Origin of the sequence: Lysinibacillus sp. Bpr_S20, assembly GCF_023337835.1 — a bacterium.
Taxonomy (GTDB): Bacteria; Bacillota; Bacilli; order Bacillales_A; family Planococcaceae; genus Lysinibacillus.
Genome location: NZ_JALNLQ010000001.1, coordinates 389,524 through 407,473, shown reverse-complemented (window position 1 = coordinate 407,473; position 17,950 = coordinate 389,524). Strand labels below are relative to the sequence as shown.

General features: G+C 37.2%; 17 protein-coding genes. 5 read left to right on the top strand and 12 right to left on the bottom strand.

Annotated features, from left to right (window positions below; translation table 11 throughout):
* Positions 1 to 195 precede the first annotated feature (195 nt).
* The 5 genes from MWJ95_RS01995 to MWJ95_RS01975 all read right to left on the bottom strand — a co-directional run bounded on the left by MWJ95_RS01995 (position 196) and on the right by MWJ95_RS01975 (position 6,814).
* Positions 196 to 1,320, bottom strand: coding sequence for a conserved virulence factor C family protein (locus tag MWJ95_RS01995; protein ID WP_249071852.1), 1,125 nt, complete (start codon positions 1,318 to 1,320; stop codon positions 196 to 198).
* An 11-nt stretch (positions 1,321 to 1,331) separates the two neighbouring features.
* Positions 1,332 to 3,218, bottom strand: coding sequence for an ABC-F family ATP-binding cassette domain-containing protein (locus MWJ95_RS01990; RefSeq protein WP_249103907.1), 1,887 nt, complete (start codon positions 3,216 to 3,218; stop codon positions 1,332 to 1,334).
* Between the two features lie 175 nt (positions 3,219 to 3,393).
* Positions 3,394 to 4,863: an anion permease gene (locus MWJ95_RS01985; RefSeq protein ID WP_374110090.1), complete on the bottom strand. Its 1,470-nt coding sequence runs from the start codon at positions 4,861 to 4,863 to the stop codon at positions 3,394 to 3,396.
* Between the two features lie 338 nt (positions 4,864 to 5,201).
* Entirely contained in the window at positions 5,202 to 5,816 is a 615-nt protein-coding gene (locus tag MWJ95_RS01980) for an HD domain-containing protein (RefSeq protein ID WP_249071846.1), read from the bottom strand.
* 764 nt (positions 5,817 to 6,580) lie between these two features.
* A complete protein-coding gene (locus MWJ95_RS01975; RefSeq protein WP_249071845.1) occupies positions 6,581 to 6,814 on the bottom strand; it encodes an S-methyl thiohydantoin desulfurase domain-containing protein in 234 nt (77 codons plus the stop codon).
* A 69-nt stretch (positions 6,815 to 6,883) separates the two neighbouring features.
* Here MWJ95_RS01975 and MWJ95_RS01970 point away from each other — a divergent pair, with 69 nt between their 5' ends.
* Positions 6,884 to 7,102, top strand: a complete 219-nt coding sequence (locus MWJ95_RS01970) for a hypothetical protein (RefSeq protein ID WP_249071843.1) — start codon at positions 6,884 to 6,886, stop codon at positions 7,100 to 7,102.
* Between the two features lie 205 nt (positions 7,103 to 7,307).
* On the opposite strand, the gene MWJ95_RS01965 is transcribed toward MWJ95_RS01970, so the two are convergent.
* Positions 7,308 to 8,987, bottom strand: a complete 1,680-nt coding sequence (locus tag MWJ95_RS01965) for a formate--tetrahydrofolate ligase (protein ID WP_249071841.1) — start codon at positions 8,985 to 8,987, stop codon at positions 7,308 to 7,310.
* A gap of 213 nt (positions 8,988 to 9,200) precedes the next feature.
* On the opposite strand from MWJ95_RS01965, the gene MWJ95_RS01960 reads away from it, so the two are divergent.
* Positions 9,201 to 9,401 carry a cold-shock protein gene (locus MWJ95_RS01960; protein WP_249071839.1) on the top strand — a complete coding sequence of 67 codons (201 nt, stop codon included), beginning with the start codon at positions 9,201 to 9,203 and terminating at the stop codon, positions 9,399 to 9,401.
* A 91-nt stretch (positions 9,402 to 9,492) separates the two neighbouring features.
* On the opposite strand, the gene MWJ95_RS01955 is transcribed toward MWJ95_RS01960, so the two are convergent.
* Positions 9,493 to 10,278, bottom strand: coding sequence for a VOC family protein (locus MWJ95_RS01955; RefSeq protein WP_249071838.1), 786 nt, complete (start codon positions 10,276 to 10,278; stop codon positions 9,493 to 9,495).
* A 194-nt stretch (positions 10,279 to 10,472) separates the two neighbouring features.
* On the opposite strand from MWJ95_RS01955, the gene MWJ95_RS01950 reads away from it, so the two are divergent.
* Positions 10,473 to 10,961, top strand: a complete 489-nt coding sequence (locus MWJ95_RS01950) for a flavin reductase family protein (protein ID WP_249071835.1) — start codon at positions 10,473 to 10,475, stop codon at positions 10,959 to 10,961.
* A gap of 93 nt (positions 10,962 to 11,054) precedes the next feature.
* On the opposite strand, the gene MWJ95_RS01945 is transcribed toward MWJ95_RS01950, so the two are convergent.
* From MWJ95_RS01945 to MWJ95_RS01935, 3 genes are all read right to left on the bottom strand, one after another.
* Positions 11,055 to 11,210, bottom strand: coding sequence for a YezD family protein (locus MWJ95_RS01945; RefSeq protein ID WP_249071832.1), 156 nt, complete (start codon positions 11,208 to 11,210; stop codon positions 11,055 to 11,057).
* 256 nt (positions 11,211 to 11,466) lie between these two features.
* Entirely contained in the window at positions 11,467 to 12,132 is a 666-nt protein-coding gene (locus MWJ95_RS01940) for a phosphopantothenoylcysteine decarboxylase domain-containing protein (RefSeq protein WP_249071830.1), read from the bottom strand.
* Positions 12,133 to 12,233: 101 nt separating this feature from the next.
* Positions 12,234 to 13,109, bottom strand: coding sequence for a LysR family transcriptional regulator (locus MWJ95_RS01935; protein WP_249071827.1), 876 nt, complete (start codon positions 13,107 to 13,109; stop codon positions 12,234 to 12,236).
* Positions 13,110 to 13,244: 135 nt separating this feature from the next.
* Between MWJ95_RS01935 and MWJ95_RS01930 the strand changes: the two genes are divergently transcribed.
* Complete coding sequence (locus MWJ95_RS01930) at positions 13,245 to 14,144, top strand: DMT family transporter (protein ID WP_249071825.1); 900 nt, start codon at positions 13,245 to 13,247, stop codon at positions 14,142 to 14,144.
* Positions 14,145 to 14,289: 145 nt separating this feature from the next.
* Here the strand turns inward: MWJ95_RS01930 and MWJ95_RS01925 are convergent, their stop codons facing one another.
* Together MWJ95_RS01925 and MWJ95_RS01920 are read right to left on the bottom strand one after the other, a co-directional pair.
* Entirely contained in the window at positions 14,290 to 14,730 is a 441-nt protein-coding gene (locus MWJ95_RS01925) for a Dps family protein (RefSeq protein ID WP_249071823.1), read from the bottom strand.
* A 138-nt stretch (positions 14,731 to 14,868) separates the two neighbouring features.
* A complete protein-coding gene (locus MWJ95_RS01920) occupies positions 14,869 to 15,843 on the bottom strand; it encodes an RpnC/YadD family protein (protein WP_249071822.1) in 975 nt (324 codons plus the stop codon).
* Positions 15,844 to 16,001: 158 nt separating this feature from the next.
* On the opposite strand from MWJ95_RS01920, the gene pepF reads away from it, so the two are divergent.
* Positions 16,002 to 17,816, top strand: coding sequence for an oligoendopeptidase F (pepF, locus tag MWJ95_RS01915; protein ID WP_249103905.1), 1,815 nt, complete (start codon positions 16,002 to 16,004; stop codon positions 17,814 to 17,816).
* The last annotated feature ends 134 nt before the right edge of the window (positions 17,817 to 17,950 follow it).

Below are 17,950 nucleotides of genomic sequence, written 5' to 3'. Positions count from 1 at the left end.
TTAGAAGGAAATGTAGTCAGCAAGCAATTTCCTTATCGGCATTTGCCAACTGGAAAAGTGAAATTTAGCTAGAAACTTCACTTTTCAGAAAAATCGACAATAAAAGAAAACCAGCATCTCTGTTGAACTTCATTCATAGCAGAGAGCTGGTTTATTTCTTTTATACATTATCGGGTCACTGATTAAAGTTTCTCATTATTGCTGACGAGATTCCGTCATTTGCTTCCAAACAGAACCTTTTGCTTCCTCACCTTGTTCGATGCGGGCAATCGCCATTTTTACTTGTAGTTTTACTTCAAACTCTTTATCTTCTGAAGCGGCCTTTAATGCCGCTAATGATTTCTCAGTGCCGACCTCATATAGGTACATAGCTGCACGCCAGCGAACAAGTTTGTTTTTGTCCTGTAATGCTTGCTGCATCGCGTCTTCAAATTCTACAAAGCCGAGGTCGCTCATACAATCTCCGGCAGTTCGACGGACCGCTGCACTTTTGTCCTGTAATGCCTTTTCCAAATATGGCACAACTGCCACATCCTCAATCATTCCTAAATAAACGGTTGCAAGTCGTCGGATAGACATTTGCTCATCTTGTAACGCCAATTCTAAAAGCGGTAAATCATCGAGCTCTGGATCTGCCATTTGGTCAAGCAATTGGAAACGTTTTTCCCATTCTGGTTGCTTAAACTGTTCAACCGTAATTTTTAGCTTAGCTGGCTTCTGAATCGCTTTCTCGGAGTCATTAATCGTTGCAACAATCTCTGCTAAACGTTCCTCAGAATATGTCACATTGATTTCTTGTTTTACGGATTCCGCAATTTCTTCGAGCTCTCCATAACGTACGCCATAGTCAATCCATTTACGTTGGAAAATATAATTTTCGTCAACCACTGTTTCAATAATTTTATTGAAAGCTTCTACAAAGCGCTCACCACAGCTTACACGGTGCTCACGTTGGTTATCAAATACTTTTACTTGAAGTGGTACTTGCTTATAAAACTGCACATGAACATACACTTCACCATAAAATTCATTGGCTACTTGTTCTTTATTTACTTCCTGAACGTCTTCCCCTAACACTTGGCGAATGCTTGCTAAAATACCTTCCCATGCGTACTTTGCGTTACGCTCAACTGCGAAGAAATCTGCTACATGATAAACGCCCTTCACACCTTCAATTGCTAAAATGGCTGCTGCTTCGCCTGTCGCTTCCTCTTTATTATCCTTTGTAAAATTATAGGCTTTGCCAAAAGGTAACTCAGTATCAACGACAATCTTCATAGAATTAGGGCTTGGTGTCGGTTCAATTGTAATAATCTTCATATCTTTCGCTCCTATCCGTTTACGATTTCATCTAAATACGACCATCTTTCAATAAGATGTTCATATTGTGCATTTAACTCATCCAGTTTTGCCGTTAATTCCTGCAGCTTTGTAAAGTCCGCACCCGCATTGGCAATACCTTCTTCTGTCTCCATAATCGCTGCTTCCGTCTTTTCTATTTCGTCAGCAATAGTTTCCCATTCTTTTTGCTCTTTAAAAGATAATTTTTTCTTGTCTGATTTAGGCTTTTCAGTCTTAGGTTTTTCGACTTTTGGCCCCTCTACCTTCACAACTGCTTCCTGTTCACGCTTTTGTAAATACTCACTGTAAATATCAAGCGATTCATCAACATGTCCAAGACCATCTAAAATCCACAGTTTTTTAGCGATTCGATCTAAGAAAAATCGATCGTGGGAGATCGTTATAACGACTCCAGGGAAATGCTCAATGAAATCCTCAAGCACACCTAATGTTTCAATATCTAAATCATTTGTAGGTTCGTCTAGTAACAGTACGTTAGGTTGCTCCATTAATAATCGTAATAAATGCAGACGTTTACGCTCGCCACCCGATAATTTACCAATCGGTGTACCGTGCGCATGAAGTGGGAATAAGAAACGCTCCAGCATTTGAGCAGCTGAATAACGGACACCCTCTGCATCTGTTATATCATTTGAAGCTTCTCGGATATATTCAATCATGCGTTCATTCTCATTCATTTTTGGTAAAGTTTGTTTAAAATGCGCTAACTTCACTGTCGAACCAACAAGAATTTCACCAGCATCAGGTGTCAGCTCTCCTGCTAGCATGTTCAATAATGTTGATTTTCCTACACCATTCGCGCCGATAATGCCGATACGATCGCCCTGCTGTAGTAAAAATGAAAAGTGATCAAGGATTTTTTGATGGCCAAAAGCCTTTGAAATATTTTCAGCCTCTAAAACCTTCCTACCGAGACGTGTTGTTGCTAGTCCCATTTCAAGTGAAACATCCTCAGATTTACGCTCCAAGTTCTCCTCTAACTGCTCGAAGCGCTGAATACGTGCCTTCTGCTTCGTAGAACGCGCTTTCGCTCCGCGACGAATCCACTTCAATTCTGAGCGATAACGGTTTCGATCTTTTTGCGCAGAAGCCGCTTTCATTTCCTCACGAATTGCACGTGCTTCTAAATAATCCCCATAATTCCCTGTATGGCGGTACAATGTTTGATCGGCTAACTCGTAAATATGAGTCGACAGCTCATCTAAAAAATAACGATCATGGGTAATAAATATAACTGCTCCCTTTAATCGTAACACCATTTCCTGCAGCCACTCCGTAGACTGCACATCCAAATGGTTGGTAGGCTCGTCCAATAAATAAAGATCTGCCGGCTCTATTAATACTTTAGCTAAAGCAACGCGCTTTTGCTGACCGCCTGACAGCGTTAATACTTCTTTATCAAACATTTCAATTCCAAGCTTCGTCAGCGCTGTCTTAGCGAGGGCATTGACATCCCACGCCTGCTCCTCATCCATACGATGTTGCAAGCTAAATAACGTTTTCTGTAAACTTTCTGAAGTCGGATTTAACGCAAGTGCAGCAACCGTTTCCTCATACTCACGATTTAATTTTAAAATAGGGGAATCCCCTGCAAACACTGCCTGTAACACAGTTTCACCACTATTAAAAGTAGGCTCCTGTGGTAAATAAGCAACACGGTATTTATTTGGACGGTCAACATTCATTGAATCCGCTTCAATTTCTCCTGCTAAAATAGAAAGCAATGTGGATTTACCAGTACCATTAATACCAATTAGCCCAGCTCGCTCCCCCTCATAAATTGTAAATTCAATATTTTGAAAGAGCGTTTTATCGCCCACAGTTTTCGTTAAATTTTGTACTATTAAATGACTCATTACACTTGTCCATCTCTTTCATTTAGGTGTTGTTTAGTGTCAATACTACTATGTAGTTTATTATTGATATCCATTTTTATCATAACACCAAATGACAGGTAAACAAAGGACAACAAACTCTCAAAAAAATATCCGGATAGAAAATATTCTATCCGGATACAGAAGCTTATTCATATTACCAATAACCAAGAAGCTTCCACCATAATCCTCCTACTACAACAAAAATCAGGATCGTCACAACGGAAACTACAAAACCAACTGTCCACCATCTTTTTTGATCAATATAGCCTGCACCAAAGAAGACCGGTGCTGGACCAGAACCATAATGAGTAGTGGCGCCAAATAAATTACTAAATGCAGCTAATAATATCGCTGCCAACATAGCAGGTGCACCTGCTTGCAACATAACAGATAAAAACGCTGCATACATCGCACTAATATGAGCAGTAGAGCTCGCAAAGAAGTAATGAGAATAGAAATAGACTAATGCTAATATGACAACGGCCCAGATCCAGCTATACCCAGATACAAGTCCACCCACTTCATTACTAAACCATGGAATTAACCCTAGTTTGTTCATAAAAGATGCCATCATAAATAATGTTGCGAACCAGACTAGCGTATCCCATGCTCCTTCTTCCTTTTTGATATCTGCCCATGTTAATACATTTAACAATAACAGCAATGAAAGACCTATAAGAGCTGCTGTAGTAGCACTAATGCCTAAGTAGTCCCCACCTATCCATAAAGACAACACAACAACAAATACTACGATCATTCGTTTTTCAGAACTTTTAAGCGGCCCAAATTCTTCCAATTTCTTTTTCGCGATATCTGCCGCCTCTGGTGTTTCTTTGATTTCAGGCGGATAAATTTTATAAATTACATAAGGAACAACGATTAAAGCTGTTAGTCCAGGGACAATCATTGCCAATGCCCAACCGAACCAAGTAATAGTTACCCCAGCTGAATCACTTGCTAGCTTAACAATTAAAGGGTTCGCTGCCATGGCTGTCATAAACATAGCAGATGTTATTAAATTCCCTTGAAAGCCCACTTTTAAAAGAAAGGACCCCATTTTACGCTCTGTCCCATCTTCTGGTTTAGATCCGAAAGTATGAGATAATGACTGGATGATTGGGAATATAACACCACCAGCACGCGCTGTATTACTAGGAATAGCGGGCGCTAATATTAGATCACTCGCAAGTAAAGAGTAAGACAAACTCAACGTTTTTTTCCCAAAAAGACGAACAAATACATAGGCAATTCGTTCCCCTAGTCCCGTTTTAATAAATCCACGAGAAATAAAGAATGCAATTACGATCAACCAAATCGTTGAATTACCAAAACCACTTAATGTTTCTTCAATGGTTAATGTATTCGTTATGGCAATCATAGCCATAGCTATAAAGGATACCGCTCCCATTGGCAACGGTTTCGTTATAAATCCTATAATTGTCGCCACAAAAATAGCAAATAGATGCCACGCTTTTTCATCTACTCCTGAAGGTATTGGACAAAACCAAATAGCCACACCAACAGCTAGAGAAATGAAGAAAGGAATCCAATTGACTCCGCTTTTTGCTTCTTTCATGATGTAAATACTCCTTCGACGTTTACCCCGTTGTTTTTCACAAGAGATTTCTCCCACGATCTACTATTTATACTCAGATCTCAAGATCCCATTGTCAAAAAAACATAAGTAATTATATATGCTTTATGTTATGGATGAAAAGAGATTTAGCTCATTTCTAATAAAAAAACGACCTAGATTCAAAAACTTTCCCTTTTTTGTCAATTTTATTGGTAAAAAGATACTTTATTCATTAAAATTAGCATGTGCAAATCTTTTGAAAAAATACACTTAACGCGCGAATCACAAAACATGCACGTTTTAAAAAAATTAAATTCACATTTCATCAAGTTCCAAATTTTTCAACATAAAAATCCGTTGTCTATTGGAAAAGACAACGGATTTTTTTACTTACCTATTTCATTTTGTAATTGCTCTAAAAACTGTACCATAAATTGATGGCGTTCTTCAGCCATTTGCTTGCCCTTATCTGTAATCATTAAATCCTTCAACAATAATAGCTTCTCATAAAAATGGGTTACTGAGGAAGTATTTTTATTGCGATACTCCTCCTCTGTCATGTCTGTACGTGCATTCTCTTCCTTATCGTAAAGCTTTCGACCCTTTGCCCCACCATAAGCAAATGTGCGTGCTATGCCGATTGCTCCAATCGCATCTAAGCGATCCGCATCACGTACTATTTTTGCTTCGAGAGAAGTTGCCTCTAGCTCATTGCCACCATTAAACGATACTTGCGCGATACAATCTCGAATATGTTGCTTCTTCTCCTCGCTTAAAGACAGCTCCGCAATAAGCTTATTCTCTTGCTCCTTGCTATCGGTATACTTTTTATCACTAACATCATGTAACAGCACAGCAATTTTCACGACCTCTGCATCGGCATCTGGCTCTGCCTGTAAAATAGCTAAAGCATTTTGATAAACACGTTCGATATGTTGAAAATCATGACTAGCATCAAATTGCTCGTAAATTCCACGTACTTTGTCCATTAAATTGTTCATAATCCTTGTTCAGTCCCTTCAAGCTTTATTATACTGTATTGCTTAGAATAGTTGGCAATTATTAAGTAACATATAGGCTAAACAAAAAACAATATAGAAAGTAAATTTCAATTGACAAATTTTTCAGAATATTGTAAGGTGAATGTACAGAACATTTAACTTTGTTCTGTAGCTCACTATTTCAGTGATGTACAATAACTATGTTTTGACAGCTTACAATAACTTCAGCGGGCTTTACAATTGAATATTGTATTGAAAGATGACGTGCGTAAAATGAAAACCAATCATCTAAACAAATAAAAGTGAACACTTTCCCTTAGAAATTCTTTGTTTTAACCCGCATAGTGAATGTACATGACGAGATAGGTGAATAAATCATTAACTTGTTTTCACGACCAAAAAAACTTTGAGCATATGTTGCAAGTGTGTGATAGTTTTATCATTAATCGATGTTACCTTCTTCTATTCATGATCTTGAATAAGTGAACGTAACTCCTCCCATTAATGACAAATAGCCTACCAATTTCTTGCCAACATTTTGCGAAAAGGAAATTCAGAGTCGTGCAACAAAACTAGAGAATTCTTTTTAGGCAACAATTTTTCCGAATTTTTTAAACCGTAAGCGAAGTTATAAGTTATGAAGGAAGTAGGAACGATAGTTATGTTATGTAATACCAACCCGCTGAAGAAACAATAAAAGCTGCCCATCTTATTTATTTTAGATGATGGCAGCTTTTATTGTTTTTCCCCATTTTTCAACTCATTTATAGAACCGCTTTTATAACCTCATAAATCTCCTGTAACAGCACCTCATTTTTCATCGTTGTACTTAATTGTAGATGATGTTGATCGACTAAAATAACAGCAACGCGCATCCCTTCTCTAATGCTTGCACTCGGTACTGGAATCATGTTTTCCATATCAAAAGTCATGATGAGGTCTGGAAATTGAGATTGGATATTATCTTCTTTAAATACGAAAAAACCCTGGTTATACACCAGAATCTCAAATCAAGTGACTACATAATGAAACTAGCCAACTCATATCCTCTATATGAGAGGATGATTATGTTGATAAATCTAGTAGAAAATACAAGCCTTTTAGAAAACGTATATGAACTATCTATTGCCACTCTACTTCTATGTTCTGTTTTTTTCGTTAGACTTCTAAAAAAAGTAAAACGAGAGAGAAAGCTTTCTGCCTTTGAATTGACAATGGATATAATCATTCGAGTAGCCATTTTTTTATGGTTGGCTAGCTTTTTGCTTCTTCAATATGGAGCCTAACTACTTTGAACTTTCTTTCAATATTACCTTGGCATTATTACGTTCGGAATGGCTTTGTGCTTAGGCCTCTAGATGTTTTTTGTACGAAAGCGTAGCGGCAGCTGAGTTCCTCTATTAAACCGTTATTTGTCACCCGCTGAAAAAAGTTAAAAGCTGCCCCCTTTAAGAAAAAGGGAACAGCTTTAACGTTAATATTTTGTAGCACTTAGAACAACCCTACCGCATGTCCTTCATTATCTACATCCATGCGTAAGGCAGCTGGTGCTTTTGGTAAACCTGGCATTGTCATAATATCGCCTGTTAAGCAAACGAGGAAACCTGCACCGAGCTTAGGGATGACTTCGCGAATAGTAATTGTAAAGCCTTCAGGACGTCCTAAAAGACTTGGTTGGTCAGATAAAGAGTATTGCGTTTTCGCCATACAAACCGGCAGAGAATCCCAGCCGAATTTTTCGATTTGAGCAATTTGTTTTTTCGCTTGGTCGGTAAATTGTACATCTTTCCCGCCATACACTTTTTGTACAATCGTACGCACTTTTTCTTCAATAGATTCTGTTACATCGTATAAAGGTGAGAAATTGTTTTCTTCTTCAAGAACAGCTAGCACTTGTTCAGCTAAGGCTAAACCACCTTTTCCGCCTTCTTCCCAGACATTTGTACGAGCAATGCGTACATGTTTTTCTTGACACCAATTTAATACAGCAGCAAGTTCTGCCTCTGTATCTGTAATAAAGCGATTAAGTGCAATAATCGGCTCTACACCAAATGAACGAATAGTCTCGACATGCTTCTCAAGGTTTTCAATTCCTTGTAAAAGTGCCTCTACATTTTCGCCAACTAATTCTGTTTTTGCTACGCCACCATGCATTTTTAATGCACGAATAGTAGCCACAACGACAACGGCACTTGGTTTAAAGCCTGCTTTACGTGCTTTAATGTTCATGAATTTTTCAGCACCTAAATCTGAACCGAAGCCCGCTTCTGTCACAACAATATCAGCAAGCTTACGGGCCGTTTGTGTCGCCATTATCGAGTTACAGCCGTGTGCGATGTTCGCAAATGGGCCACCGTGAATAATGGCAGGTGTTCCCTCAAGTGTTTGCACTAAGTTTGGTTTGAAGGCATCTTTTAATAATAATGTTAATGCCCCTTCCACTTGAAGATCACGCACGAATACAGGCTCACGATCAAATGTATAACCGATTACGATACTTGCTAAACGTTCTCGTAAATCTTCAATACTTGTAGCTAAACAGAATACAGCCATAACTTCTGATGCAACCGTAATATCGAAGCCGTCCTCACGTGGCATCCCTTGAACAGGTCCACCGAGACCTACCACAACTTTACGAAGGGCGCGATCATTTAAATCCATAACACGCTTCCAGATAATACGGCGAGGATCAATGTTTAAAGCATTTCCTTGGTGGATATGATTATCGATAAAGGCTGATAATGCATTGTTCGCAGTCGTAATAGCGTGAAGGTCACCTGTGAAATGTAAGTTAATATCCTCCATCGGTACTACCTGTGCATATCCGCCACCTGTTGCACCACCTTTAACACCCATTACAGGGCCAAGAGATGGCTCACGTAAAGCAACAGCAACATTTTTCTTCAATTGATGAAGTGCATCTGCAAGACCAACTGTAACAGTTGATTTCCCTTCACCTGCTGGAGTTGGACTAATAGCTGTAACTAAAACAACCTTTGCATCCTCACCATGTGCTGTTATTTTTAAGGGATCAATTTTTGCTTTGTAGCGACCGTATTGCTCAAGTGCATCCTCTGGAATACCTACAGCTTTCGCGATTTCTGTAATAGGTTTCATCACCGCTTGATTCGCGATTTCTAAATCTGATAAAGGTTGATTTGTCGTTGTCATTTGGCATCCTACTTTCTATGTTGTTAATTTCCATTATAGACTTAATTGTGAAAAAAATCATAGTTAGTTATACAAGCATTTCGACAATCAATTGACAACTTTGCTCAATTCATGTATGTTCTTAATGAAAATGCATTTTTTTCACATTTTCACAATTATGTCACGACTGTATTGATTTTATTCTACATTCAAGCGCATGGGAGGCGAATGCTTATGCAACAAGGAATCGTAAAGTGGTTCAATAATGAAAAAGGTTATGGCTTTATTGAATGTGATGATGGAGAAGATGTATTTGTACATTTTACGGGAATCCAAGAGGAAGGCTTCCGTACACTTGAAGAAGGTCAAAAAGTTTCATTTGATGTGGTGGAAGGCAATCGAGGCCCACAGGCGTCAAATGTTATGAAAGTATAAACGTAAAGGAGCTGTTCGATGGATGAACGGCTCCTTTTTTAGATGTTCTTAAATTGTATTAGTGCTGCTTTTTCTTATAAACGCGATAACTTCAGCGGTTGATCCAATAAAGAGCTCCGGGAAAAACCAGCGTTTCCTTCGTTCTGTCAGGATCCTTTAATGTAACGCCAAATGCCCCTTCATTTAAATGACCTAGCGTCATAGTAGTTGCAGCAACTTCGTCATAAAAATCTAGGCGAATATTTGGTAAATGTAAGGAAACAAACTTTTCTTGTTGTTCAGGCTCTGGTAATTGTAATACTTCCCGCCATAAATTCACTATAGCTTGCACATCTTTCACATAAAATTGGACAGATTCCATCGATATTGATTGATTCGTATCAATGGCTCCATTTTCTTTTAATTGTGCAACACGTTCCTCATCAGTATCAGTCCACTCAATCAAAAATGGAAAATCAATTGCTAGCTCTGGCTTCCCAAAATGCAATAGCTTCCATTCTACTACAGTGCCATCTGGTCTTGTACGACTACAAGCATCGGGTCCATATACTTCATATCCAAGTGCACGTAAACGTTGTGCCTCTTCCTCAATATTTTTTGTACGTAAGGCAATTCTTGAAAAACCATAGCGCTCGTTTGCACGTTTAAACGTATAATGTAGGGAATACGGTAATGTCACTGCATGTTCAAATAAATGACGATCATAAATGGCTATTTGCTCAATATAGTTTAATCCAAAGTAGCTTAACGTATTGTATGTCCCCCACATTGTATGTTGACCACCGTTAACTGTATGGATATTTCGTTTATTTAAGAAAACCTTTGTATTTTCTGGTGATTGAACTTGATGAACTAGATGGTCAAAAACTAAAGTCATGACTGAACCCCCTTTTTTCTATTATATACTTTACCTGTTAGTTTTGTTGGTTTAAAATAAAATTATGAATATTATAACTATTATGAAGTTACTATATTTTATAATATCTCCTTTAAAATGCTAAGAGAAGTGATTTTAATGCTGATAGTTCATCAAAAAATTTTGTTCCGAAAATCAACGAAGAGGTGATAAGAATGACAGACAAAGTAGCTGCTTTTAAACTAGCATTAGGTAATTATCCAACAGGTGTAACGGTTGTCACTACTTGTAATGATGTAAATGAACCTATTGGCTTAACTGTCAATTCCTTTGCGTCAGTTTCCATAGATCCACTCCTTATTTTATGGTCACTTGATAAAAAATCACAGTTACATCCATATTTTACAATAGCTCAAAAGTTCGCTGTCAATATTTTAGCAAGCAATCAAGAACAATTATGTACGATATTTTCAAGTAAAATCCCAGATCGTTTCGCCCAGGCTAAATGGTCAACCTCATCTTTAGGTCTACCAGTTTTACATGATAGTGCAGCCATTTTACAATGCAAAGCATATCAGCAAATTAATGCTGGAGATCATACGATATTTATCGGGCAGGTCTTAGAAATTGATGATGCACAGAAGGAACCATTACTATATCATCGCAGACATATTGGTGAAATCCCAAAAAGTTTTTATGAATAGGCTATTGCAAAAACAGGATGATTCGTTGTTATCATCCTGTTTTTCGTCATAATCTTCTCTGTGGCCTTATAAATTTGTTCAACTATCATCTGCTTACTTTTTCTGTGGAAATCTCTGCTTTTCAAGTCTGTTAATTTGCACAATGACACCATCTTGAATCGTAATGTGTACTTCTCCAAACTCCAAATTTTGAATAGCCTTTGCTATTGCCTCTAGTTTTTTGTCATCTACCTTTGCCTGTTGAGTCATCCGATACACCCCTTCTTTTAACAAATTTTTAGTACAAGAAAGGCAAGACCGCGTAGTACATCGCTTGGGAATAATTCTATAATTCAAAAAACACATTGTCAATAATAAATACCAGAAAACTTAGTTGTTTACTAAGAAATTAAGAAAAATGACGTTTATCTATAGTGATGTCAGTATGTATCACCTTTATCTTCGGAAAAAAACAAAAATAAAAAACTGCGTAGATCTATTTTACCTCTACACAGTTTTAATCACTTTATAAAAGATCTATTAATGTTTTTGCTGTCTTTTGCTTGCCCATAACCTTTGTCGGTTTGCCTGTAGCCGGTACAATCCAGTGTGGTTCATCCCCACCATATAAAGATTGTGAGCTATTAGCTACCATAAATTGAGCGTTGGCCGATTCCATTCGCAAACGTGCGCGGGACAGTAAAAATTCCTCATCATCTGTTGCCTCAAGTTTAAAGCCCACTAATTTAACTTTCGGCTGCCACCCTTTTATTTGGCCTAATATTTTAGGCGCCTTTTTAAAGTGAATGATAGGTGGCTCATCAGATGGCATTTTACCTGTTTCCTCTATTAAATTCCCAGATTGGTCAAACACTTTATCAATGAGCCAATCGGAACCTGCAGCTGCCATAATAACGATATCCACCTGTTCTTCCTGAACAGCATGTCGAACCTTCTCGCCTAAATCTTCAATACCTTCGAATCGAATGGTACGCATTTGATCTTTATTCGCAGGAAGCTGTGCGAAATAACCATGCATATACAATACATTTGCCCCAGCCTCTAGTGCCGCTTCAGCTAAATAACAGCCCATCGATCCTTTCGATAAATTCGTATGCCCACGCACACGATCCCATTTTTCAAGTGTTCCCCCACTTGTAATGAGTACGGTCTTACCTCGTAATGTCCCCATACACTCACCTTTTTTCTAGAAAATATACAAATACTATTTTAACGTAATGCTATATCATGCTTCAATGTTGTTTTTATAGGATAAGTCGTTCCTATAAGAGGTTATTTTCTATTTTGTTCTTTTAACCAGGAACTTAATATTTCCGCAAATTGCTTTGTCACTGGTGATGCTTGGTGTTTCATAGCTATTCCAATTGTGCGATAGCCACCTTGTTTTAAAGGTATAGCTTTGATAGTAGGAGGTAAATTATACGTCACTAATTTCGGTAATATACTTATTCCAAGATGATGAGCAATCATCGAAATAATCCCTACTTCTTCCGAAAGTTCAAAGCGAATATTTGGCTTCACGTGATATTGTTCTAACAGTACTTTTACATCATTTGTCCCTTTATAGGAAGTCATAATAAATGGCATATTTTCTAATTCAACAATATCAATTTCTGCTTTATTATAAAGTGGACTTTTATCAGAGACAATACAAAGCAGCGGATCCTGCTGAAGTTCAGTAAACTGAAACTGCTTAGACTGTTGGCCATTCAAAAATCCTGCGTCAACTTCTCCACTCAATAGCCATTGTTCAATTTCATAATAATCTCCCTCACGCAATTCAACTTGTATGCCAGGAAATTGATGGTCCATAATACGAACGATTTCCGGCATCCAGTTGGAAGAAATACTTGAAATTACTCCAATCCTAACTTTCCCTCGAGTAACGCCCAGTATTTGAGCAGCTTCTTGCTGTAACAGTTCCTCTGCATCGAGGACATGTCTCATTGCCCTTAGCATTGTATCGCCTTCACTCGTTAAGATGACACCCGCTCGACTTCTATGAATAAGTGCAAAGCCGAACTCCTTTTCCAAGCTTGAAACAGCATGACTGACAGCAGATTGGGTTAATCCCAGTGCATCTGCTGCTTTTGTAAAGCTAGCTACCTCAGCCACTTTATTCAAAATCTCATATTTGACTAAACTCATCGCATTGTGTCCTCAATATACATGAATTTTTTTAATACTAATTATTATAAACATTCGTTTTACTAATAACAACACAAGAGATATAGTAAATTTTAGGTTAAAAACTGTTTTAGTACACAGATTGTAGGTGAGCAAATGGGTATCCAAGGAAAAGCAAATTTATTAATGGTTATCGTGACAATGTTTTGGGGCTTATCTTATACCTTTATGGTTATGGGGCTTGAAACATTGGCTGTTTATAATGTGGTGGCATTGCGTTGTATCATCGCATTTTTTGTAGCAGGTATTATTTTTTATAAACGCATGATTAAAGTCGATGCGAAAACATTAAAATATGCAGCTATACAAGGGTTTCTATTATTCATAGTGTTTGTCCTAAGCTTATTCGGACTAGAAACCACTTCGGTATCAAATGCTGGTTTTATTTTAAGTCTAACAGTTATCTTAGTACCTATTTTCAGCAGTTTTATTGAAAAAAAATTACCTTCAAGAGCAGTTAGCTTTGCGATTATTTGTACAATGATTGGTATTACAATTTTAACAACACATGGCTCATTTACCTTTCAAAAAGGGGATATTCTAGTTGCCATCGCTGCACTATGTTATTCGTTTTACTTGTTGTTAAACAGTACATTTACACGGAGCGTTGAATCAATTACTTATGGCATTTACCAGCTTGGTTTTGCTGGGCTATATGCACTTGTATTTACATTTATTTTCGAAACTCCAACACTTCCAAATACAACGACTTCTTGGATTGCCATTATAGGACTTGGTGTCATTTGTAGTGCATTTTGCTTCATAGGTCAAACTGTTGCACAACAGTTCACTTCTGCTACACATACAGGACTAATATTTTCCTTAGAGCCAATTTTTGCAGCAATGTTTGCTATGATGTTTATTGGTGAAGGAATCACAGTAAAAATATTAATAGGTGGTAGTTTTATCCTAATTGGTAACCTTGTTGCTCAACTGGAGCATCTACATGTATTACGCTTTATTAAAAAACATCAACATGAAAAAGCTATTAATTAATCCTTACAAACAACTAAACAGAGTGATGCATGCGCACACTCTGTTTTATATGCAATATTTTAAACTCTCCCTATTATTTACCTTTTGAAACAAAGAAAAGGAAAAAGGCAATGGAACTACTGTAAATTCCCATCACCTATTGTTATTAATGTCCTAGGAAGGCCTTCAACATCCATGCATGCTTTTCAAGAGACTGGTACATAGCATTTAGGATATCCTCAGTTCGATCGTCCCCTTCTTCTGCCGCAAGCTCCATTGTTGAATTTAAAGCCTTCATTAACTTTTGGAAATCTGCAATGATTGTAGCCACCATTTCCTCTGTCGTCTCATTTCCTGTCGCTTCCTCTACATAGGATAGCTCAAGATGTTCTTTTAACGTAGCAACTGGTTTTCCATCTTTCGAAAGAATGCGCTCTGCTATTTCATCTAGATTTAACGTTGTTTCATTATATAATTCTTCAAATTTTGCATGTAGTGTAAAGAAAGCATTTCCCGTCACATACCAATGATAATTGTGTAATTTCGTATAAAGTACAGACCATGTAGCGACAAGTTTATTCAGTTGTTTGTTTAAGTTTTGTGTCATAATTGCTCCTCCAATGTGCTAGTTGTTATAGCCATTAGTATGCGTTGTATAGTGTACTGGCTATACGCACATTTTTCACACTGACTCAAAAAAGCCATTGTAGATACAAAAAAACAAAACTAAAACATTTTTTACTAATTATTTAAGTTCCTCACGAATATCTTTTATCTTTGCCACTGGAAGCTTTGAAACTTTAGCAATCCACTCATCATCAGCACCCGTTTCAATCAAACCACTGATTATTTGTTTAATGGTTTGTTCAATTCCTTGTTCAATTCCTTGTTTAATTCCTTGTTCAATTCCTTCTTGTCTTTCTAATTCCAAAACTGCAGCAAGTGTCGGTGGTAAATCTTCTTTATATAGATGCAAAACCTCTTCCTCCCCTTTAATTTCTTCTTTTACATCCCTTACAAGTTGCTCAGATATAGCTCTTGGTAGTTTTAACAAAAAATCAATAAAGTAAAGCAACGCTCTTACTTCTTCTCGTTCCATATTGTGTAATGACCATACTTCTCTTAACAAAGCTCTTTTGTAGGCACTACGAAGGTTCATCTCGTTTTTGGTTCGATTTAAATAAATAGAGGCTAGTAACGCTTTACTAAGTAGGTTCGGTGATTTTTTCAATTCTTCTTCATCAAAATCTGAAACAACAAACTTGTTAAATGTGTAAGTGATTTCTGTACCATAATACTTTTCATGATACTGATTCTTACTTTTTGTACTCTTATTCGTAAAAATAGCAATAGCCACAATCTTCTTACCATATCGATCCCTGATACGATAGAAATACTCAAACATACGCTTCGCAAAATGTTCTTCATCGATAGCTTGTATTTCCGTATGAACAAGAATCCATTGCTCTTTCCCACTTTTAAGATGTACCTTCGCTATTTGGTCGGCTATTTTGCGTCCTTGACGATGTTCAATAATTTCTTTGAAAAGCTCCTGTTGCAAAAACTCGACTTGCTTTGAAAAGTCCACTTCTGCGTGTAATTCAGGCAAAAAGAACAACAAAAAATCTTCAAACAAATCCGCAATTAACTTCTTCCATAAATTATCTTGATTCACGTGACTAAGCTTATACATGTCCGGATTTTCCCAAACTAGAAGCATAGTAAATAGTTTCCCCCCTTTTAAATCTATTATAGCTAACCAGAACATAAGTTTCTACATTATTTTTAAGAAAATTAAAACTATTCTCTATAATTATTTCACTTTCCGAAATAGTTTCGTTATAATGAAGTCACTTATACAAAAAGGGGTGTTCATTGATGGAGGTTTTACCATTTCGAAAAGATGTACCAGTGGAACAAACATGGAATTTAAAAGATTTACTTGAAAATGACGCGGAATTTGAGCCTGTTTTAGCGCAGCTTGTGGAAGATGCGCTAAATTTCGAACATACGTATCAAGGTACAATTACTAATGCCCAAAAGGTAATTGAAGTTTTAACAGCTTATGAAGCACTGTTTGAAAGCATAGTTCCTATTGGTACTTATGCAAGCCTTAATAATCAAGCTGATCATACAGATAACGCAGCCCAAATGCGTGCAGCAAAATATAGTACGGCAGTCGGAAAAATAAGTAGTACATGTTCTTTCGTACGCAGTGAATTACTAGCACTAGATGAGTCTATTTTAGTGGAAGCTTCAACATTAAACCCAAACTATAAAGTCTATTTAGAGGAATTATTAAAACAAAAGCCTCATCAGATGCATCCGGAGGTAGAAAAAGCATTAGCTGCATTCAGCTCTACTTTTGATGCACCATATGAAACGTATAATACGACAAAGCTTATCGATATGCAGTTTGGCGAATTTGAGGCTAATGGAGAAAAACTTCCGCTTAGCTTTGTATTATACGAAAATGACTGGGAGTTTAACGCTGATACAAAAGTACGCCGTGCAGCATTCCAAGCATTCTCAAATAAGTTACGCGATTATCAGCACACAACTGCGAAAATTTATAATACACACATTCAACAGGAAAAAACAATGGCTGATTTACGAGGTTTTGATTCTGTCATTGACTATTTATTATTTAGTCAAGATGTTGATCGTTCTCTTTATAATCGTCAAATAGATCTAATTACGAAAGAACTTGCTCCACATATGCGTCGCTACGCAAAGCTTATTCAACAAGCAAATGGTATTAAAAAAATGACATTTGCTGATTTAAAGATTGCCCTTGATCCAGACTATGATCCGAAATTAACAATGACGGAAGCAAAAGAATATGTTGAAAAAGCATTAGACGTTATGGGTGAAGATTACAAAGAGATAATTGAAAAGGCGTTTAATGAACGCTGGATTGATTATGCACCAAACAAAGGAAAATCGACTGGTGCATTTTGTTCAAGTCCATATGGTAGTCATCCGTATATTTTAATGTCTTGGAACGAACGTATGAATGAGGTATTCACTTTAATTCATGAGCTTGGTCATGCAGGGCATTTTGTGAATGCACAGGCCCATCAATCCTATTTTAATAGTCGTCCTTCACTATATTTTATCGAGGCACCATCAACTATGAATGAAATGCTGCTAGCCAATTATTTATTAACCCATAACAATGACCTTCGCTTCAAACGTTGGGTAATTTCTAATATTGTGTCCAAAACGTATTATCATAACTTCGTCACACACTTGCTAGAGGCAGCTTATCAACGAAAAGTATATGAATTAATCGACGCTGGAGAAGCTGTGAATGCAACTGTTTTAAATCAGTTAAAACGCTCTGTATTAGAAGACTTCTGGGGAGACACTATCGATATTATTGAGGGAGCAGAGCTTACTTGGATGCGTCAACCACACTATTATATGGGCCTATATCCATACACATATAGCGCTGGCTTAACAATTTCTACTCAAGTATCCAAGCGTATCTTAAAAGAAGGCAAGACGGCTGTAGATGAATGGTTAGCAGTCCTTCAAGCTGGAGGTACGAAATCACCTGTAGAGCTAGCTCAAATGGCTGGTGTCGACGTTACAACCGATCAGCCTCTTCGAGATACGATAGCTTACATTGGTCACCTTATTGATGAGCTTGAACGCTTAACGACAGAAATGGAAGCTATCAAAGGCTAAACAAAACGAGAACCATCTATATTATTTAGATGGTTTTCTTTTTTAGTTCTATGTATGAAAATACGTGCATATACTAGAATCAGGGCGTCCCTCTATATTTTTCCGACATTTCAAAATAGACAATCATTTTTCTT